Source organism: Pantoea sp. SGAir0430 (assembly GCF_043549295.1).
This window is the reverse complement of sequence record NZ_CP039427.1, coordinates 2,894,379-2,914,564: the sequence shown is the minus strand read 5'-3', so window position 1 is coordinate 2,914,564 and position 20,186 is coordinate 2,894,379. Positions and strand designations below refer to the sequence as shown.

The following is a 20,186-nucleotide window of genomic DNA, read 5'->3' as shown; positions in this document are numbered from 1 at the left end:
CGCGCCCGCATCGCGCTTTTCAGCGCGATCGGTCATGCAATTATCACTGCACCTGCCCGCCACGCATCGTCTGCTGCAGCGACTGCGTATCCGTCGTCACCGACAAACTGCCTTCTGCGCTGGTACGCAGCGGGGCGTCCGCGCTGAGCGAACCCTTCAGCTGCAGCTGCAAATTACTGCTACCGCTCAGCGGCAGCGCAGGCCAGCCCCAGTTTTGCAGCACGTTTGCCGACACCGCCTGGCCTTTCAGGTTCAGCGTAAACGGACGCTGTGCTTCCTGTCCTGCGGTTGCCGTGCCTTCCAGTAATCCGCTGCCGTTAAAGGCGCTCATCTCGCTGACCTCAATCTGCCGATCGCTGGCGTTCAGGCTAATCGACGGATGGCGCAAATCGGTGCGGTTAAAGGTGGCTTCCGCCGCGTTAAAGCTGGCTTTGCCCGCCCAGATGCCCCATTGATGCTGGCGCGCCAGCAGCAGATTCTCTGCATTACCGTCGAGCGCGGTCATCTGGAACGGGAAGGCCGGATTGATATCAATCACCAGGTTACGGTTAGCCGTCGCGCGCTTCACCAGCACGCTATCCAGCCAGCCCGGCAGCGTCTGCTGCCAGCGATCGCGCCAGTTTTGCGGCAGCGTGTATTCCAGGCCGGCAATGGCTAAATCGTCAAGCGTCAGGCGCTTATCGCTGCGCGTCCAGCTGCCGCTGGCGCGAATCACGCCGTTGACCCAGCGGGAGCTGAACTGCGTCAGCTGAATGCCCTGCGGTGAGAATTCGGCGTTGACGATCGGATCGTTGAGTTCAAAGCTGCCGTTAATAAAGTTGCCGGCGTTCATGGCCAGCGAACCGTCGTCGCTCTGCCAGTCATCGCCGCGCAGCGTAATGTTCTTCAGGGTCAGATCGAGATCGGTCACCGCCCAGTCCGGGCCCTGCAGGCGCGCATCGGTCATATCCAGCCGGTTGATGCTCACCGAAGGCACGTCACGCAGCGGACTGAGGAACTCGCTCAGGCTCTGTTGGGTTTGCAGACGAATATCGTTAAGACGCAGCTGGTTGATTTGCCAGTTACCCTGCGCGTCGCGCTCGGCCCGTCCGGTCATTGAGCCGCGCGCCAGATCGGCGCCGATATTGCTCAGCACCAGCCGGCGTTTGGCGATATTGCCCTGCAGCAGCACGTTGTTACCGGCGACGCCGTCCAGCGTCATGGCACCTGCGCTCATCTGGAACTGCGCATCGCTGCCCAGCATATCGTCAGGCGTGGGCTTCCACGGCACAATGCCGCCGTTGACCCGCTGCGCCGCCAGCGGCAGGGCGCTGTGCGGGCTTTCGATCTGCACGTTATTGAGCTGCAGCCGGTTGGCCTGAATCGGCAGCGTGGTTTGTGGTGACTGGTTAGCGAGGTTGATGTCGCCGTCGCGCACTTCAATGCTGTCGAAATGCAGCGGATCGCTGAACTGCACCAGTGCCAGTCCGAGATCGACGCGCTTCGTCACCAGTACCGCCGGCTGGCCGTCGTGGCCGAAGCTGAAGTCATCCAGGATGATGTGGGAAGGCGAGGAGAAGTTGTGCTCAATCTTACTCAGCGACAAATGCCAGGCGGTTTTATCGCTTACCCAACGGCTAAACCAGCCTGCGCCCCACTGGGTTTGCAGCAGCACATAGAGAACCACCAGCGCCAGCAGAATCAGCAGTAACAAGGTAAGGAAAAACTTGCCTAAAAATTTCATCGCATCCATCCATCCCGATATTTATCCGGTGAGTGGTTGTTATGCCTGAATTACCGTTACAGCTCAACAGCCTGGATGAAAAAGCGGATAAATAACAGGCAGGCCGTAGCCTGCCAGCAGCATTACTTTTCCTGCGGAAAGACGAGGTTAAGCACGATAGCGGTGATACCCCCGGCGGCGATGCCGGATGACAGCAGGGTTTTCAGCCAGTCCGGGGCAAATTGCAGAATCAGCGGCTGTTGCGATACGCCGAGGCCCACCGCCAGCGACAGCGCGATGATCATAATGGCGCGGCGATTGAGCGGCTCGCGCGACACGATACGCACGCCAGAAGCGGCAATGGTACCAAACATCACGATGGTGGCACCGCCCAGTACCGGTTCCGGAATATGCTGCACAAAGCCGCTCACCGCCGGGAACAGGCCGAGTACGATCAGCATCAGCGCCACCACAAAGCCCACGTAGCGGCTGGCCACGCCGGTCAGCTGAATCACCCCGTTGTTCTGACCAAAGCAGGAGTTAGGGAAGGTGTTGAACAGCGCCGACACAAACGAGTTGAGACCATTGGCCAGCACGCCGCCTTTCAGACGCTTCATATACAGCGGACCGCTGACCGGCTGTTCGGAGACATCGGAGGTGGCGGTAATATCGCCGATGGTTTCCAGCGAGGTCACCATAAACACCAGCATCAGCGGGATCAGCAGATTCCAGTCAAAACCCAGGCCGTAATAGAGCGGCGATGGCACGGCCAGCAGCGCCTGGTTGGTTGGTGCAGAGGTAGCGGGCAGCATATCCAGCGCCCAGGCCAGCGCATAACCCACCGCCATGGCGATCACCAGCGACGCGACGCGCAGATAAGCGTTGCGCTGGCGGTTGAGCAGGATGATAACCACCAGCACGGCACCGGCCAGCAGCAGATTTTTCGGCGCCCCAAAGCTGTGATCGTTCATGGCGGCGAAGCCACCGCCAATCGAGGTCAGGCCGACCTGAATTAGCGACAGACCGATAATCATCACCACAATGCCGGACACCAGCGGCGTGATGATGCGGCGCGCGAGGTGCAGCACGCGTGATAGCAACATCTCAGTACAGGAAGCCACCATCAGGGTACCAAACAGCGCTGCCATCATGGTCGGCACATCGGCACCGCCGTTTTTCAGCGCCATACCACCCATGATCAGCGGTGTGACAAAGTTAAAGCTGGTGCCCTGAATCGACAGCAGGCCAGAGCCCACCGGTCCCCAGGTTTTGATTTGCAGAATGGACGCCACGCCCGAAGCAAACAGCGACATGCTGATGATGTGCTGCGTGTCCTGCGCCGGTAAGCCGAGCGCCTGGCAGATCAGCAGTGCCGGGGTAATCACCGCCACAAACATCGCCAGCAGATGCTGGCAGGCGGCAAACAGCGTTTGCGGCAGCGGCGGACGATCTTCAAGACGGTAAATCAGTTCACTTTTGCTCTCGCCTGGCGCAGTGGCAGGCTGGCGGGATTCAGCAGTATTGACGGACATGGTGGCTTCTCAATAACAACAAAGGGGCGATTTTAAACGGTTGCGTTGTGAAAGCAATCGTTTGCAATGCCCCTTTTAGTTGCGATTGATCTAGAGCGTAAACACCGTGCGGCAGCGGCTGTCATCCTGCTGCCACGCCTGCTCTACCTCACTCAGCGGACGCTGCTGAAAAGCGATGGAGAAGTCACTTTCAGCGGCGGCGTTCAGCATCTCACCAATGCAGGCGATCAGTTCGCTGTCAGAGACGCTGCCCAGTCCGCTGCCCATCAGCGTCAGCCCGGATGAGCGCAGCAGTTTACTGTGCAGCGCGATCTCCTGCCCGCTGAGCGAGCCAATCTGCACGAAGCGCACCGTTTTCTCACCGCCGGCCACCGCCGCGTGCATGATGTCGAGCGCACTCTGGCCCCACAGATAATCCAGCACCACATCAATGCCCTGCTGCATCAGCGCTGGCAGCGCGCCGGGCAGTTCATCCAGCGTCAGGATGATATCCGCACCCTGCGTGCGCAGCTGCTCCAGCACCGCGCGGTTACGGCCGGTGGCGATGATTTTCCCGGCACCGAGGTGACGCGCAATGCGCACCGCCAGCCCGCCGGAGGTGCCGGTTGCACCGTTGATCAGCACGGTTTCACCCGCCTGAAACTGCGCGCGACGCGTCAGTGCGGCCCACGAGGACATGCCGGGATTGGCGATTGCCGCAGCCAGCAGCGGATCAAGCGTCGGCGGCAGCGCAACCACCGCCGCAGCCGGCACCCGGGTCTGCTGCGCCATACTGCCCCACGGTGCGCTAAAGGCGAGAAAATAGACCGGATCGCCGTTGCTCAGCGTGCCGGTGCCATCAATACCGGCGATAAACGGATAGTGGCTACCGGCGCTGTAATGGGCACCGGCAGCTCGCGCTTTCGCCAGCTGGCTGATGGCGGCGGCCTTCACCGTTACCACCACATGCTGTTCATCGGCCTGCGGTGCCGGGAAATCGCCCCATACCGGTTTCTCACCTGCGGCACTGACAATAGCTGCTTTCATGTTTCACCTTCAGTTCATCGGATAATATGTGTAATATGCACACATTAGGCCTGCTCTGGGATGACGTCAATGAAAAGCGTGCAAAATACACATAATAATGCCGGCTTCGATGATTTGCACAACGCGCTGCTGATGATCGTCGGCACCTTTAATCGTCCGCAACGCGATGAATTATTAATAAAAGAGTCCGGTATCCAGCTGGATCGTGCCCTGTTTCCGCTATTGATCCAGATTGGCCGCTTTGGTCCCCTCGGCGTGGTCGAGCTGGCCGATCGCGCCGGGCGCGATTACACCACTGTCAGCCGCCAGGTGGCGAAGCTGGAAGAGCTGGGGCTGGCGCAGCGGCAGAAAAATGCCAGAGACAAGCGGATCAATGAGGCGGTGATCACGGCGGCGGGAAAAGCGATGACGGATAAAGTCGACGTGGCGCGCACCCAGATCTATCAGCAGCTGTTCGCTGGCTGGCCAGCTGAAGAGCGCGCTGAGTTAACGCGCCTGTTACAGCGCTTCGTCGGGGATTTTATGGCAGTGGATCGACAGCCGCAGCTGGATTAAGCGTGGCTGTAGCGCTCGGTTTCCGGCAGCCAGCGCTCGATCAGCGCCTGAGCCTGTTCGGGATAATGCTGGTGGATATGGCGCGCCACGCGCTGAACTTCCGGAATCATGCTTTGATCGCGCAGTAAATCGGCGACTTTAAACTCGGCGTTGCCGGTCTGGCGCGTGCCGAGCAGTTCACCCGGACCGCGAATTTCCAGATCGTGCTGGGCGATGACAAAACCGTCGTTGCTGTCGCGCAGCACCTGCAGGCGTTTCTGCGCGGTTTTACTCAGCGGCGCTTTATACAGCAGCACGCAGTGTGAGGCGACGGCACCGCGGCCAACGCGTCCGCGCAGCTGATGCAGCTGCGCCAGACCAAGCCGTTCCGGGTTTTCGATGATCATCAGGCTGGCGTTGGGCACATCCACGCCAACCTCAATCACCGTGGTGGCCACCAGCAGCTGGATTTCGTTGGCCTTGAACGCCGCCATCACCGCCTGCTTCTCCGCGGGCTTCATGCGCCCGTGTACCAGACCAACCTGCAGGTCCGGCAGCGCCACTTTCAGCTCCTGCCAGGTGGCTTCCGCCGCCTGCGCTTCCAGCACGTCGGATTCATCGATCAGCGTACACACCCAATAGGCCTGACGGCCCTCGTGGCAGGCGCTTTGCACCCGGCTGATGATGTCGCTGCGGCGGGTATCGGGAATTGCCACCGTGGTCACCGGCGTACGGCCCGGCGGCAGCTCGTCAATGGTTGAGGTATCGAGATCGGCGTAGGCCGTCATCGCCAGGGTGCGCGGAATCGGGGTGGCGGTCATGATCAGCTGATGCGGATGGAAACCCTGCTCTTCGCCTTTTTCCCACAGCGCCAGCCGCTGATGCACGCCGAAACGGTGCTGCTCATCAATGATCACCAGCGCCATGCCGTTGAACTTCACCTGTTCCTGGAACAGCGCGTGCGTGCCCACCACCATCGCCACCTGACCGCTGGCAATCGCCTCCTGCTGCGCTTCGCGCGCTTTGCCTTTCTGCTTTCCGGCCAGCCAGCCAACCTCTACGCCAAGCGGCGCAAACCACTGGCGGAAATTACTGGCGTGCTGTTCAGCCAGCAGTTCGGTCGGCGCCATCAGCGCCACCTGTTTGCCGTGGGCGATCACATTCAGCGCCGCCAGCGCAGCCACCAGCGTTTTACCGGAGCCGACATCACCCTGCACCAGGCGCATCATTGGGAAGTCGTGCGCCAGATCGCGCTCAATCTCTGCGACCACGCGCCGCTGCGCCGCGGTGGGCGAGAATGGCAGTGCGGCCAGCAGTTTGTCCACCAGTTCGTGGCGTGCCGGCATGGGCAGGGCGTGATGGCGCTGCGCGCCGGCGCGTACCGCCAGCATGCTGAGATTGTGCGCCAGCAGCTCTTCGAGAATCAGACGCTTCTGCGCCGGATGACGGCCGGTTTCCAGCTCGCTCAGGCGCAGGTCCGGCGGCGGCCGGTGCAGGGTGCGCAGCGCCTCCGGCAGGCTGATCAAACCGCCGCTCAATTCCGGCGGCAGCAGCTCGGCAATCGGGCAGCTCTCCAGCAGCGTCAGTGCCTGATCGGTGAGATTGCGCAGCGTGGCCTGGCGAATACCTTCGGTGGTGGGATAAACCGGCGTCAGGGTTTCCTGCAGCTCAACGCCACCCAGCTCGCCCTGGACGCGATACTCCGGATGAATGATTTCAGCGCCGCGCTGGCCGCGTTTGATCTCGCCATAAGCGGTAACGCGACGGCCCGGTGCCAGGCTGTTTTTCATGCCGGCGTTGAAGTTGAAGAAGCGCATCGTCAGCACGCCGCTGCCGTCGCTGATCTGGCATACCAGCATGCGGCGGCGGCCAAAGGTGATTTCGCTGTGCAGCACTTCACCTTCCACCGTCGCCCAGATGCCGGGCAGCAGATCGTTAATTTTGTACAGCTGGGTGCGGTCTTCGTAGCGCAGCGGCAGGTGCAGCAGCAGATCCTGAATGGTAAACAGGCCGAGTTTCGCCAGCTTACCCGCCTGGCTGGCGCCGACGCCGGTCAGGGTACTGAGCGGAATGGCATCCAGCAGACGGCCTTTCATTTTTTACCCGTCGCTTGCATGGTGGACCACCAGGCGGCATCGGCTTCGACTTCGCCCTGCGCGTTGATGTGCGGATAGGGCAGGCCTTTCTGCTTCGCTACGCGCGCCAGCACCGGATAACCGCCCTCAAACAGCAGGCGCTGCTGCTCATCCTCGTCCAGCAGGCTGTGCTGGCGGCGATACATACCGGCGTTTTGCCGCTGGCGCTGGGCTTCATACAGAATCAGCGCGGAGGCCACGGAGACATTCAGCGACTGCACCATACCGACCATCGGAATGATGATATCGCGGTCGGCCAGCGCCAGCGCTTCAGCGGTGATGCCGGTTTTTTCCTGACCCATCAGAATACAGGTCGGTTTGGTGTAATCGATCTCGCGGAAATCGACCGCTTTATCTGACAGATGGGTCGCCAGCACCTGCATGCCGCGATCTTTCAGATGGCGCACCGCATCAGCAATGTGGCGATGGGTTTTCACCTTCACCCAACTGTTACTGCCCGCCGACGCGGACACCATGGTGCGCATACGCACGCTGGGCCATACGGCGTGCACTTCGTGGATGCCGACGGCGTCGGCGGTGCGGATCACCGCAGAGACATTGTGCGGCTTATGCACCTGCTCCATGCAGACGGTGAGATCGTGCTGGCGCATGGCCAGCATCTCCTGGATACGAGCAAAACGTTGAGCGTTCATGCACTAATTACGGTTACGGTGAACTTTAATCACGTCCGGCATCACGCGGATTTTACGCATGATATTGGCCAGATGGACGCGATCGTTCGCAGTGAGGCGGATGAAGGCGCTGTAAACGCGGCCGTCACGCTCTTCGGTATTGAGGCTTTGAATATTCGAACCTGCGGTATTGATTGCCGCGGTCAGGTTGGCCAGCGCGCCCTGGTGGTTAAACATATCCACCTTAATCTCGGCGACAAACTCCTGATCGGTCACTTTATCCCATTCAACCGGCATGAATTTTTCCGGTTCTTTCTGGTAGCCACGAATGTTGCGGCAGGATTCGTGATGCACCACCAGACCTTTACCGGGGCTGACGTGCGCGACAATCGGGTCGCCAGGGATCGGACGGCAGCACTTGGCGAAGGTGATCAGTACGCCATCAGCGCCCTTGATCGGCAGCTTTTTGCTGCGCTTACTGCTGCCAGATGACGGTTCGCTACCGGATTGCAGCAGGTTCTTCGCCACCACCACGCTCATGGCATTGCCGAGGCCAATCTCCGCCAGCAGATCGTCGATGCTGGAGAGCTTCATACGCTCCAGCTCCTGCTGAATATTCTCCGCCGGAATTTCGGCCAGCTTTTTGCTGCCGCCGAGCGCGTGGCTCAGCAGACGACGACCGAGGTTAACGGAATCTTCGCGCTTGAGGTTTTTCAGCAGCTGGCGAATTTTGGCACGCGCTTTTGAGCTCACCACAAAGTTGAGCCACGCGGCATTTGGCCGGGCGCCAGGTGCGGTAATGATTTCAATCGTCTGGCCGCTGGTCAGCGCCTGCGACAGCGGATACGGCTGGCGATCGACGCGCGCACCGACGCAGGCGTGACCGATATCGGTGTGCACCGCATAGGCGAAATCCACCGGCGTGGCGCCAGCGGGCAGTTCGACGATACGGCCTTCCGGCGTAAACACGTAGATCTCATCCGGGAACAGATCGGATTTTACGCTCTCGATGAATTCAAACGAGCTGCCGGCGCTCTGCTGCAGCTCCAGCAGGCTTTGCAGCCAGCGCTGGGCGCGAATTTGCGCGGTGGTACCGCTTTCGCCAGCTTCTTTATAAGCCCAGTGGGCCGCCACCCCCATCTCCGCCATCTGATCCATATCTTCGGTACGGATTTGCACCTCAACCGGCACGCCGTGCGGGCCGATCATCGAGGTGTGCAGTGACTGATAGCCGTTGGCTTTGGGAATGGCGATGTAATCTTTCACGCGTCCGGGACGCGGTTTGTACAGGCTGTGCATCTGACCGAGCACGCGATAACAGGTATCGAGGTCCTTCACGATGACGCGAAAGGCATAAATATCCATGATCGAGTGAAATCGCTGCTCTTTCAGGTGCATTTTGCGGTAGATCGAATAGAGATGTTTTTCACGTCCGCTAACGCGGCACGGAATGCCGGCTTCCTGCAGACGCCCGTCGATTTCCGACAGGATCTTCTGAATCATCTCTTTACGGTTACCGCGCGCCGCTTTCACCACCTCTTTGATCACGCGGAAACGGTTTGGATAGAGTGCTTCAAAGCCGAGCTCTTCCAGTTCCGTTTTCAGGTGATGAATACCGAGGCGGTGCGCCAGGGGACTGTAAATCTCCAGCGTTTCCAGCGCGATGCGCCGTTTTTTATCCGGACGCAGCGCGCCCAGCGTGCGCATGTTGTGCGTGCGGTCAGCCAGTTTGATCAGGATGACACGAATGTCCTGCACCATCGCCATGATCATTTTGCGGAAGTTTTCAGCCTGCGCTTCTTTCTTATCGCGGAATTTCAGCTTATCGAGCTTGGAAACGCCTTCCACCAGCTCGGCCACGCTTTTTCCGAACAGCTGTTCCATGTCCTGATAGGTGGCGGGCGTATCCTCGATCACATCATGCAGCAGCGCCGCCATCAGCGTTTCGTGGTCGAGCTTCATCTCGGCCAGAATGCAGGCAACCGCAACGGGATGGGTGATATAGGGTTCGCCGCTGGAGCGTGTCTGGCCCTCGTGGGCATCACGTGCGACAAGGTAAGCTTGCTTGAGGCGCTTGATTTGCTCCTCAGGCAAGTATTTTTCAATCAGCTGATTGAGGCTTTCAAACAGATACAAGGTTGACCTGCAGAGTGCTGTTAACGACGACCTTCAGCGATAGCGGTAACGGCTTGTAACTCAGCGGCTTCCTGCTCTTGCTGTTCCTGACGATCACGGACATCCAGAATCTGGTTGGTGATCAGGCCTTCTTCGATTTCGCGCAGGGCGATAACGGTGGCTTTATCGTTCTCTTCCGGAACCAGCGGATCTTTGCCGCCTACCTGCATCTGACGTGCACGACGTGCAGCGACCAACACCAGGTCAAAACGGTTACCAACTTTCTCTACTGCGTCCTGAACGGTTACGCGTGCCATAGGTGTGCTACTCCACAGATGATGAAGAAATGACTGGGCATAATACTGAAAGTGACTTCAGACTGCCAATAGTTTGCTGATTAAAGCATCATGTCGCGCTTTCTGGCGACCCATACGCAGACGTTCTGCGCGAATAATGGTTTTCAGATCCGACAGCGCCAGATCGAAATCATCATTAACAATCAAATAATCGTATTCGGCATAGTGGCTCATTTCTGCCACTGCCTGCGCCATGCGGCGGGCGATCACCTCTTCGCTGTCCTGACCGCGGCCGCGCAGGCGGCGATCCAGCTCTTCGGTGGACGGCGGCAGAACAAAGATGCTGCGGGCGGCCGGCATTCTCTGGCGAATCTGCTGCGCGCCCTGCCAGTCAATGTCGAGAAACACGTCAACGCCGGTCGCCAGCACCTGCTCAATCGCCGCGCGTGAGGTGCCGTAATAATTGCCAAACACTTCCGCATGCTCAAGGAAAGCATCCTCGGCGATCATGCGTTCGAATTCAGGCTTTGAGACGAAAAAGTAGTGTTCACCATGCGCTTCGCCGGGGCGCACGCCGCGGGTGGTATGAGAAACAGACACCTGCGTATCGTACAGCGGTTGTGTCTTTAACAGCGCCTGAATCAGGCTGGATTTACCTGCGCCGCTGGGGGCGGAAACAATATAGAGCGTGCCTTGAGCCATGGTTATCTTGAATTGAGTAAAGAGCGGAGTCGATTTCCTGCACAGTATACACGGCTTAAGCGCAGCACGCAGCGTTTGCCGCCCGCACGCGGCAATTCTTTTTCTGTGCGCGCCCTCCAGCGGCAGCGCAACTTTCTGCAATTCGCACAAAAATCCGTCAGCCTCGCTCCACAATCGGCTTTTTAACGCTGGTGTCACTCACCGCGGCACGCTGCAATCAGCAAAAAAGGAGGCGACGATGAAAGGATGGAGATGGCTGTGTGCGATGTTGCTGGCGGGATGTGCGAATGGGATGGCGGTTTGTCCCAACTGGTCACCGGTGCGCGCTGAACAGGAAATGGGCGTGCTGCACAACCAGCTGCGCCACTGGGATGATGCCTACTACCGTCAGGGGCAAAGCCCGGTAAGCGATGCCGACTACGACAGCCTGCAGCAGCGCTTACAGCAGTGGCAGCGCTGCTTCACGCCGGCGTTGCCCGGCTATGCGGCACAGCTCAGCACCGACGGCAGCACGCTGCACCCGGTGGCGCATACCGGCGTGCGCAAGCTGCGTGACAAGCTGGCGGTGGCCTACTGGATGCAGGATAAACAGGCACTGTGGGTGCAGCCGAAAGTCGATGGCGTGGCGGTGACGCTGGTGTATCGCCACGGCGAACTGGCTGGCCTGATCAGCCGGGGCGACGGACTGCGCGGTGAACAGTGGCTGGCGAAAGCACCGCACATTGCGGCGATCCCGCGGCATATCGCGACCGACCGTGCGGAAGTGGTGTTACAGGGCGAACTGTTTCTGACGATGACCGATCACCAGCAGGCGCGCGACGGCGGTCAGAATGCGCGCGCCCAGGTGGCGGGCGCCATGATGCGGCGCGAAGCCAGCTCGCTGCTGTCGCGCATTGGCGTGTTTATCTGGGCATGGCCGGATGGGCCGCCGATGATGCAGGCGCGGCTGGCGCAGCTTACGCAGTGGGGCTTCGCCCTGACGCAGCAGTGGAGTCGCCAGGTCAGCAATGAAGAGGAGGTCGCAGCCTGGCGTGAGCGCTGGTATCGCCAGCCGCTGCCTTTTGTCACCGATGGTGTGGTGATTCACCAGTCACCGCAGCGCGTCGGGCGCGACTGGCAGCCCGGACAGGGCAGCTGGTCGGCCGCGTGGAAATATCAGCCTGCCGAAGTCAGCAGCGAAGTGCTGTCGGTGGATTTCAACGTCGGACGCACCGGCAAAATTGCCGTGGTGCTGAACCTGCAGCCGGTGCAGCTGGAGGATAAAACAGTCCGGCGGGTCAATCTGGGCTCGCTGCGTCGCTGGAAGCAGTGGGATGTGATCGCCGGCGATCAGGTCACGCTGTCGCTGGCCGGGCTGGGTATTCCGCGGCTGGAACGGGTGATCTGGCGCGTGGCGCAGCGCGACTATCCGCTGCCGCCACAGGACGACGCATTCAATCCGCTGAGCTGCCTGCACTTCAGCGCAGGGTGTCGCGCGCAGTTTCTGGCGCGCCTCAGCTGGCTGAGTCACAAGTCAGTGCTGGATATTGCTGGCATGCAGCGCAGTAGCTGGCAGCGTCTGCTGGACGGCGGCAGCATCAGCCACCTGTTCTCCTGGCTGACGCTCACGCCAGAGCAGATTGCGCAGGCGCAGGGCATCTCCACCGTACGCGCCCGGCAGATCTGGCATCGCTTTAACCTGACGCGCCAGCAGCCGCTGCGCCGCTGGATCAGCGCGCTGGGCTTACCGCTGCCGCGCACGGCACTCCAGGCGTTGCCCGATACGCAGTGGTCGCAGCTGCTGGCGCGTTCAGCCGACAGCTGGCAGCAGCTGCCGGGTATCGGCAACGTCCTGGCACAGCGGCTGGTGACGATGCTGCAGGATGCGCGCCTGCAGTCGCTGATTCACTTTCTGCAGCAGCAGAATATCCCGGCGCAGCCGTCAGTGCTCGGGGTGGGGGTAGTTGAAAATCGGCAGACCGAGGCGGAAGCGCAGCGCCAGCAGGCGGGCGAAGAAGCCGAACAGTAGCGTGATGATCACCACCACTTCATGCGCCAGCGGTGTTTTCAGCAGCAGGATATACATCCAGCCGGAGGCAAAAGCGATACCGGCATACAACTCTTTCTGGAATACCAGCGGAATGCGGTTGCAGAACATATCGCGCAGCACGCCGCCAAAAACGCCGGTGATGACTGCGGCGATGGCGGCGATGATCGCTGCATGGCCGGAATCCAGCGCAACCTGTGCGCCGATAATCGAGAACACCACCAGACCCAGCGCATCCAGCACCAGAAACACTTTACGCAGATGATTCATCAGCGGCGCGACAAAGGTGGTGACCACGGCCGCCGCCGCGACGATCATGATGTATTCCGGGTGTTTCACCCAGCCGAGCGGATAGTGGCCCAGCAGAATATCGCGCACCGAGCCGCCGCCAATCGCCGTGACTGACGCAATAATAATGACGCCGAACAGGTCCATTTTGCGTCGGCCTGCCGCCAGCGCACCGGTCATTGCTTCGGCGGTAATACCAATGATGTACAGGACGGTTAATAACATAGAGCACTCCAGTAAACTGGCGGCAAGGCTAAAGATTTCCCAGAGTGTAGACCACTGAGATTTTCTAAAAAAATGTTTTCGGATTAGCCATCCTGATGGTGAGCCTGCTGATGGGCTTGTTACAGAGGAACTGCGGTTATCAGCCGGTGTTTTCGCATCAATAAAAATGATGCGAGACGGCGGAACGACCCTGATTTAAGTTTCGCCGATGATGTGTCGTACCTGATTAATGCCTGCTCATTCAGGCTCATCATTTACGGGCGCGACGTGCAGCAACTCTGGACAGGCATGAAAAAACACAGCGAAGACATCCTCTACTACTCCTCCGATAAGCTGGCGGCACTCGGGCTGGAAAGCCTGCTATCAGCGTTACCGGTGGGCTGCCGGGTGCATGAACTCTGGTCGCTCAGTACCGTCATCTCGCAGTGTGAAAGAGTGCGGCCGCGGTTACTGGTGTTTATTTTTCACGAGAATATGCCGCTGGCTGGCACCTTCAAAGTGCTGTATGCGCTGCAGCAGCAGTTTCCGGCCATGCAGATGCTGGTGCTGACCCGACGTCTGTTGCCGATGATGCACGCCCTCAGTCGTTATCTGCCCGGACTCAGCGTCCTCGATTTAAAGTCCTCACACACCGCGCTGCGTCGTTGCCTGCTGGCCTGTATCGCCGGCGGGATACCGCAGTTGCAGGAGGGGGCTGACATTCTGCTACCGGACCGGCAGCTACGGGTGCTGCTGATGATGGCGTGGGGCTACAACACGGAGCAGATTGGTAACCGGCTCGGTATCAGCCATAAAACGGTGAATGCACACAAGCTAAATGCGCTTACCCGCCTGCAGGTGAAAAGCAAAAACGACATGGCCGATCTGTTTATGGTGATTGACGAGCTGCGCATGCTGGTGGGATGGCTGCGCCTGCACCGCAATGGCAAGCTGAGCGAGCTGGCTTATCATTCGCTGGAAGAGTTACTGGAAGCATAAAAAGAAAAAAGCGTGCTGGTAACCAGCACGCGAACGCATCTTGCAGATGCCCAGAGCCCACCATACAGACTTGTTGTTATTATCCGTTTCTTGCTCGCACTGCGGCGAAAGCTTTCAGGCTAAAACGGTACTCCGGCTGGAACCAGGGACGTCCGTAGTAGCAGTAGATCAGCATTCTGATGGAAACCATCGCCAGGTAACCCCAGATGGCGCACAGCACTGACGGCGTCAGCCACACGGTAAACAGCGTGACCGCCAGCCCTGCCAGCACGGAAGACGTTTCCGTAAAGGCAATGCGCGTAAATTGTTTTTCCCGTTGCAGGATGGCGCGATAGTGCTGCCCCTGCGGAATAATAATAAAGATGACGGAAATCATCTCCAGCATAATTGCCAGTTCCGGCTGTCCCATTACTCGGCTGTAAATGTCACTACCGATAAATAGCGCGGCAAAAATAAATAAACCGCTTAATACATTACCCCAGTAAAGCGTCGAGAGTTCGCTGTTATTTAAACTTTGATAGCGAATAAGTGCGTTACCAAAGCCGCGATCGGCTAGTGTATCAATCACTAATAATATCACTACGGCAATCGCGAGCAAATTGAGCTCATTTGCCTGCAGGATTTGCGCCAGCAGTGAAAGCTGTAATACCCCAATGCCAACGATTTTTATGGATGACAACACTGACCATTTGGCGCTGGCCAGATTTCTTTCGCGTATCGCCATACTCTGCTCATTATGGTACATGTACCAGTGCAATTAAGGGTTCACCCGGGCGGCGGCCCAGAGTACAGATCACATCAATGCAGCGCTTCCTGTCGCAGTCCTGAGATACCTTTCAGGGCCGGCCACGTCGCGATGCTGTTAATTAAGTGATGCTCTGATAATAAAATGATGCCCCTGGCGCGTAATTGTTGTGGCGTCTGCGCGGTATCTCCTCCGGTCAGGAGGAAATCCGCGAGATCGTTATAAAATCCTTTTGCATTATTATATTTCCCGGCCAATATCCGTCTGGCGATCTCAACAAATTCTTTTTCAGATAACAAAGGATAGGTTGAGCGATCCATGTTATGTCCCTGCTGTTTTTATTATTAAGTACTGCTGTGTGTGAAGGAGTTATACCGTGTTTTATTTAAATTAACACCATAAGAAAACTCCTATAAATCGACTGCAGGAATAAATGGTTTCAGAATATGGATGTGAATATATAAGTTCTGGTCTTTACAATTTATTAGTCCTTTTCCACCTTTTATGGTGCTGCAAAGTTGAACAAGTCAGCGCACAGGAAAAAACAGAGATAAATCAGAAGCACTCAGCTCTCGCCAGTCCGGCACGACCAGGAATTTTCCCGGTTACGACGCTTTAGCCAGACTGGTGAATGGTGCGAAAATGCGCTTTGCGCGCGGTGAAACAGTTAAACACCGCTGCGCGAAAAAAATGCCGCTTTTTCGCGATTGCGTCCAGCGCAGTATAAAGGGCGGCTGGTGGGATAATGCATTGATTCTAATGGGTTAACAGATGCAGGAGACGCTCGAGATCGCGTTTTACCCAGGCAACATCCCCGGCGAACTTCTCATCAGACATCAGCGGCTGGCGATAAACCACCATGACGACTTCGGCCCCCTGCTCGTTGGCAATGACCCGCATCGGCATATAAATCTCTTTACCGCTGCCGGTGTCGATCCAGTGATCCATCACGCCAAACGGGTTATAGGGAGTGAAACGAATCTTCACTGTGCCTTCCGGGCCTTTCGCTTTCCAGTACTGGCCTTCCTGCGTCAGCGTTCTGCTGCTCAGGCCGCTGGCCCACTTCGCAAAACATTCGGGTTTCCAGATGGTTTCGTACAGATCTAACCAGTTACGGGGAATGGTGAGCGTCACTGTCTGAGATGGCAGCATGGAGCCTCCGCGGGGCAGGTAAACGACAAATTAAACCTGAAACATCGCCTGTCACCTTAACTGAAGGTCACCGGACTGCAAATGGCCCGGTGACGGAAGTGTGCTGCAACAGCGTTTTCTGTCAGATAAAACGACCGCGGCCCTGAATGTCATGCAGTCCGGCGCTGCCGTCGGGCTGACGCAGCACGAAGCGATCGGATTGCGCCACCACCGCGCAGCTGTGGTTAGGGAAGATGCGCAACAGGGCGCCAACCGCAGGCGCATGTTCGCCATAGGTTAAAAAGCCGTGCTCTTCCGACAACTTCTGCACTTCATACTGATGGCCATGCTCGTCCACCGCGATGCCGAAACCGCTGGCATTGGTGCCGTGCGGGCCTTTGTCCGAGCTCAGCATTTTGGAGCCGGCATCAATGATGGCGTAATAAGGATTAACGGCCACCACGCGCGTCACGACCGTTAACGCCAGCGCATCCGCCTCACACAAGCCCAGACGCCAGGCAGTGAGATCCAGCAGGGCATAATTGCCGGGACGAATTTCATCGCTGCCAGCGGCTACCGGTGCCGCCAGCGCCGTGGGCGTGGAGCCAACCGAGATGGGACAAGGAACAAAGCCGGCATCCAGCAGCCGCCGTTGCAGGTCACGCATCAGCGCGATCTCCTGCTGCGCCACCTCAGCTATCGCCGTGGCATGACCCGCAGCGTACGCATGACCCGCATGCGAGATCAGCCCGGCGAAGGGCAATCCGCTGGCGACAATCTGCTGCGCCAGCGTCAGCGCGCTATCGCTATGCGGATCGACGCCAACGCGATGCAGACCCACATCCACTTTAATGGCGATCGCCAGCGCGCAGTCCGGCTGCTGCTGATGGGCGGCGGCAATGGCGCTCACGCCCGCCGCGCAATCTGCGATGCAGGTAATGCGTGCCTGATGCTGTGCCGCCAGCTGCAGCAGTTCGGTCAGCGCGGCGGCGTGCACCACGGGATAGGCCAGCAGCACATCGCGTGCCCCGCCGAGCACAAAAGCCACGCCTTCGCTCGGTTTCGACACGGTAATGCCGCGCGCACCCAGCTGGTGCTGCTGTTCAGCGATCCAGACGCTTTTATGAGTTTTGATGTGGGGACGCAGCGCGACGCCGGCGGCATCGGCTTTCTGTTGCATCAGTTGCAGGTTACGCTGCAGGCGCGCAGCATCAACTTCCAGGTAGGGCGTAAGCCGGTCGGCGTGCAGCGGTCGCAGCCAGCCTGCTGTCTCAGAATGTTCCATTATAATAGTCCGCAGGTTATGTCTTGGTGCGGACTATCATTCACGAGCGCTGGTTAGACGTAAAGTGAAGCTTCGCCTGGCGGACGGGTTTTAAAGCGGCGATGCAGCCACAGATATTGCTCAGGCGCGCGCAGAATTTCTTTCTCAATCACCCGATTCATGTACGCCGCGGCGGCCGCTTCATCATCATGCGGGTAATTTTCCAGCTGCGGCTGAATGATCAGCTGATAGCCGTCTTTGCGCGCATTACGAATCAGCACGATGGTCAGCATCGCCGGTTTCGCCAGCCGCGACAGCACAAAGGTGCCATTGGTGGTGGCCGCTTTCTCGACCGCAAACAGTGGAGCAAACACGCTGCCTTTCGGGCCGTAGTCCTGATCCGGCGCGAACCAGACGGCTTCACCCTGTTTCAGCGCCTGTACCATGCCGCGCAGATCGCGTCGATCAATCATTGCTTTATTGGATCGCATGCGCCCTTTGGTTTGCGCCCACTCCATCGCCTGATTATTGTGCGGGCGATACATGGCCATCATTGGCTGGCACAGTCCGGTAATACGGCCGCCCAGCTCCAGCGACATAAAGTGCACGCCAATCACCATCACGCCGCGCTGCTGGCTCTGCGCATGCTGAAGATTGGCGATGCCGTGCACCTGAAACAGCTGCCGCACGCGCGCATCGGACCAGAACCAGGCGATGCCGGTTTCCGCCAGCGCCATGCCCAGCGACTCAAAATTGCCGGCAATCATCATCTCTTTCTCGTCTTCATTAATGTGCGGGAAGCAGAGTTCGATGTTACGCCGCGTGATGCGTTCGCGCCGCTTCAGGAAGTGGCGTGATAGCCGGCCCGCTGTCGCACCCAGCCGGATTAATAAAGGATAGGGGAGCTGCACCAGCAGCCAGAGCACTGCCAGCCCGAACCAGGTAAACCAGTAGCGGGGATGCAAAAGTTTGGAACAGAACTGCCCGGTTTTCTTCATAGCGCCTTCATGTCAGGAGTGAATGTAACGCGCGAAGAAGTCGGTCCATGGTTCCCGGTGCGGTACAACTGTAGTTATTACGACCGGCACTTTAGCAAATAGTGCCGTATAAGATATGTAAACTCTGCAATCTTCAGGATTCAGATGATTGATGGATCGTGCACTAACTGGCGTGAGAATGAAATCGGATTGGGTTTAAACTGCTTAAAAACAATAGGTTGGTGGATTGGCTGGCTAGATTTATATGTCATTTTCGGTCAGTAACAGACACAGTTGTTCATCATTCAGGCAATAAACCTTACATTGCGAAAATTAAATATTGGTCTACCACTGCAACTGGTAGCTTCTGCAAGCCAGTTCCAGACACAGTAATGTCCATTTGACGCTAAAAAAGCCATGCTCAGACACTATTGTGTCTATATGGAAGCGTTATAGCTCAATCAGGCTTACCCTATGGCTACGGTGTGCAGCAAAATCTCACCGCATACCTGCGGCAGGCCGTAAAACCGTGCGATCCAGCAACCAGGCGCTATACAAACCGGCGTAATGGCTGCTGTTAGCAAGGAAAGATAAAGCCCTGAGCAGGGCTTTACAGAGATAAGCGTTACTCGATGTTCTGAATCTGCTCGCGCATCTGCTCGATCAGCACCTTGAGCTCAATTGCCGAGGCGGTGATGTCCGCATTGATCGATTTCGACGCCAGCGTGTTCGACTCGCGGTTGAACTCCTGCATCATAAAGTCGAGGCGACGGCCGACGGCTTCTTTCTTCTTCAGAATGTTGTAAGTCTCTTTTACGTGCGCATCGAGGCGATCCAGCTCTTCGGCTACATCAATACGCTGGGCCATCATCACCAGTTCCTGCTCAAGGCGATTGTTCTCCAGCTGAACCTCAGCTTCTTCCAGCTTGCTCACCAGACGCTCGCGCTGCCATTTCAGCACTTCTGGCATCTGTGCACGCACTTTACTGACCTGCTCGGTCACGCCCTGCAGTCGCTGTTCGATCAGCGCTTTCAGCGCGTTGCCTTCACTTTCACGCGCAATGATGAAATCGTCCAGCGCGCCATCCAGCGCTGCCAGCAGTTCCGCGTTGATGGCATCCAGATCCTGCTCCTGCGCGGTCATCACGCCCGGCCAGCGCAGAATATCCAGCGGGTTAATTGCGCCTTCATCACTCTGCATCTTCACCCAGTTCGCCGCCTGCACCAGCTGTTTAGCCAGCGACTCATTCAGCTGCAGCTCACCCTGGGCGCTGGCATCAGCGTCGAAGCGCAGGTTGCACTCGATTTTGCCGCGCGTCAGGCGGTTGCGGATGCGTTCGCGAATCACCGGCTCCAGGCTGCGAAACTGCTCCGGCAGGCGGATATAGGTTTCGAGGTAACGCTGGTTGACGGAACGCAGTTCCCAGGCGGCGCTGCCCCAGCTGCCTTTGGCTTCACGGCGGGCGTATGCGGTCATACTGCGGATCATAAGCTTCTACTCATTCAGGAAATGTTCTTCGAATTATAGCGAGGGTGCTCCCGGCATGATAGGCGTAAACGCACAGCAGGGTGCCAGGCCTTTAACAATCGCGTTTATTGTTATTGACCGATGTTTTCAGACAATAAAAATATCAAGGTTGTGAATGCAGCGATAAATAACGTTTTAATCTGGCGAAAAAATAGCTACTGCGTGAATTGTTCTGCGTTAATTATCGCCAGCTTGTGAACGGGCAGGGTTTTTCCCTTGATTAAAATCATTAAAACACTGATGCAAAGCTGTGAATTGTGTCAATCCATTGATTTAAATGGCTTTAATAACCGTTAAAACATAATGGATTTGTGAGTGTTGTTTTTGATCATATATAACGAAAATACCGT

At 57.8% G+C, this 20,186-nt stretch carries 18 protein-coding genes; 3 read left to right on the top strand and 15 right to left on the bottom strand.

Features of this window, described 5'->3' with window-relative positions; all coding sequences use genetic code 11:
* Nucleotides 1-43: 43 nt before the first annotated feature.
* The 3 genes from E7738_RS13810 to E7738_RS13800 all read right to left on the bottom strand — a co-directional run bounded on the left by E7738_RS13810 (nucleotide 44) and on the right by E7738_RS13800 (nucleotide 4,260).
* A complete protein-coding gene (locus E7738_RS13810; RefSeq protein WP_394515721.1) occupies nucleotides 44-1,723 on the bottom strand; it encodes an AsmA family protein in 1,680 nt (559 codons plus the stop codon).
* A gap of 122 nt (nucleotides 1,724-1,845) precedes the next feature.
* Complete coding sequence (locus E7738_RS13805) at nucleotides 1,846-3,234, bottom strand: nucleobase:cation symporter-2 family protein (RefSeq protein WP_058780487.1); 1,389 nt, start codon at nucleotides 3,232-3,234, stop codon at nucleotides 1,846-1,848.
* Nucleotides 3,235-3,324: 90 nt separating this feature from the next.
* Entirely contained in the window at nucleotides 3,325-4,260 is a 936-nt protein-coding gene (locus E7738_RS13800; RefSeq protein WP_088516694.1) for a quinone oxidoreductase family protein, read from the bottom strand.
* A 69-nt stretch (nucleotides 4,261-4,329) separates the two neighbouring features.
* Between E7738_RS13800 and E7738_RS13795 the strand changes: the two genes are divergently transcribed.
* Nucleotides 4,330-4,815 carry a MarR family winged helix-turn-helix transcriptional regulator gene (locus tag E7738_RS13795; protein WP_127833485.1) on the top strand — a complete coding sequence of 162 codons (486 nt, stop codon included), beginning with the start codon at nucleotides 4,330-4,332 and terminating at the stop codon, nucleotides 4,813-4,815.
* Here the strand turns inward: E7738_RS13795 and recG are convergent.
* Genes recG through gmk form a run of 5 tightly spaced genes read right to left on the bottom strand, consistent with a single transcriptional unit; the run spans nucleotide 4,812 to nucleotide 10,674 of the window.
* Nucleotides 4,812-6,890, bottom strand: coding sequence for an ATP-dependent DNA helicase RecG (gene recG, locus E7738_RS13790; protein WP_262256692.1), 2,079 nt, complete (start codon nucleotides 6,888-6,890; stop codon nucleotides 4,812-4,814). The genes E7738_RS13795 and recG overlap by 4 nt on opposite strands.
* Entirely contained in the window at nucleotides 6,887-7,582 is a 696-nt protein-coding gene (trmH, locus tag E7738_RS13785; RefSeq protein ID WP_031279638.1) for a tRNA (guanosine(18)-2'-O)-methyltransferase TrmH, read from the bottom strand. Before trmH ends, recG begins: the two co-directional genes overlap by 4 nt.
* 3 nt (nucleotides 7,583-7,585) lie before the next feature.
* Entirely contained in the window at nucleotides 7,586-9,697 is a 2,112-nt protein-coding gene (gene spoT / locus E7738_RS13780) for a bifunctional GTP diphosphokinase/guanosine-3',5'-bis pyrophosphate 3'-pyrophosphohydrolase (protein WP_021507105.1), read from the bottom strand.
* 20 nt (nucleotides 9,698-9,717) lie between these two features.
* Entirely contained in the window at nucleotides 9,718-9,993 is a 276-nt protein-coding gene (gene rpoZ / locus E7738_RS13775; protein WP_021314198.1) for a DNA-directed RNA polymerase subunit omega, read from the bottom strand.
* Between the two features lie 57 nt (nucleotides 9,994-10,050).
* Nucleotides 10,051-10,674, bottom strand: a complete 624-nt coding sequence (gmk, locus tag E7738_RS13770; protein WP_021507104.1) for a guanylate kinase — start codon at nucleotides 10,672-10,674, stop codon at nucleotides 10,051-10,053.
* 238 nt (nucleotides 10,675-10,912) lie between these two features.
* Between gmk and ligB the strand changes: the two genes are divergently transcribed.
* A complete protein-coding gene (gene ligB, locus E7738_RS13765; RefSeq protein WP_262256688.1) occupies nucleotides 10,913-12,682 on the top strand; it encodes an NAD-dependent DNA ligase LigB in 1,770 nt (589 codons plus the stop codon).
* Here the strand turns inward: ligB and E7738_RS13760 are convergent.
* Nucleotides 12,596-13,213, bottom strand: a complete 618-nt coding sequence (locus E7738_RS13760) for a trimeric intracellular cation channel family protein (protein ID WP_031279636.1) — start codon at nucleotides 13,211-13,213, stop codon at nucleotides 12,596-12,598. The two genes, ligB and E7738_RS13760, sit on opposite strands and share 87 nt — an antisense overlap.
* 288 nt (nucleotides 13,214-13,501) lie before the next feature.
* On the opposite strand from E7738_RS13760, the gene E7738_RS13755 reads away from it, so the two are divergent.
* On the top strand, nucleotides 13,502-14,191 hold the full coding sequence (locus E7738_RS13755; RefSeq protein ID WP_058771006.1) for a response regulator transcription factor: 690 nt from the start codon (nucleotides 13,502-13,504) through the stop codon (nucleotides 14,189-14,191).
* Nucleotides 14,192-14,270: 79 nt separating this feature from the next.
* On the opposite strand, the gene E7738_RS13750 is transcribed toward E7738_RS13755, so the two are convergent.
* The 6 genes from E7738_RS13750 to E7738_RS13725 form a co-directional block, all read right to left on the bottom strand.
* Complete coding sequence (locus tag E7738_RS13750; RefSeq protein WP_021507100.1) at nucleotides 14,271-14,915, bottom strand: oligosaccharide flippase family protein; 645 nt, start codon at nucleotides 14,913-14,915, stop codon at nucleotides 14,271-14,273.
* A gap of 74 nt (nucleotides 14,916-14,989) precedes the next feature.
* Nucleotides 14,990-15,256 carry a hypothetical protein gene (locus E7738_RS13745; protein ID WP_021313935.1) on the bottom strand — a complete coding sequence of 89 codons (267 nt, stop codon included), beginning with the start codon at nucleotides 15,254-15,256 and terminating at the stop codon, nucleotides 14,990-14,992.
* A gap of 436 nt (nucleotides 15,257-15,692) precedes the next feature.
* A complete protein-coding gene (locus E7738_RS13740) occupies nucleotides 15,693-16,088 on the bottom strand; it encodes a hypothetical protein (protein ID WP_058771009.1) in 396 nt (131 codons plus the stop codon).
* Between the two features lie 121 nt (nucleotides 16,089-16,209).
* Nucleotides 16,210-17,352, bottom strand: a complete 1,143-nt coding sequence (locus E7738_RS13735) for an alanine racemase (protein WP_262256683.1) — start codon at nucleotides 17,350-17,352, stop codon at nucleotides 16,210-16,212.
* Between the two features lie 53 nt (nucleotides 17,353-17,405).
* The gene (gene lpxP / locus E7738_RS13730; protein WP_021507097.1) at nucleotides 17,406-18,329 is read right to left on the bottom strand and encodes a kdo(2)-lipid IV(A) palmitoleoyltransferase; all 924 of its coding nucleotides are present in this window, start codon (nucleotides 18,327-18,329) and stop codon (nucleotides 17,406-17,408) included.
* A gap of 604 nt (nucleotides 18,330-18,933) precedes the next feature.
* Nucleotides 18,934-19,797 (bottom strand): YicC/YloC family endoribonuclease, encoded by an 864-nt coding sequence (locus E7738_RS13725; protein WP_021507096.1) that lies wholly within the window; start codon nucleotides 19,795-19,797, stop codon nucleotides 18,934-18,936.
* Between the last annotated feature and the right edge of the window lie 389 nt (nucleotides 19,798-20,186).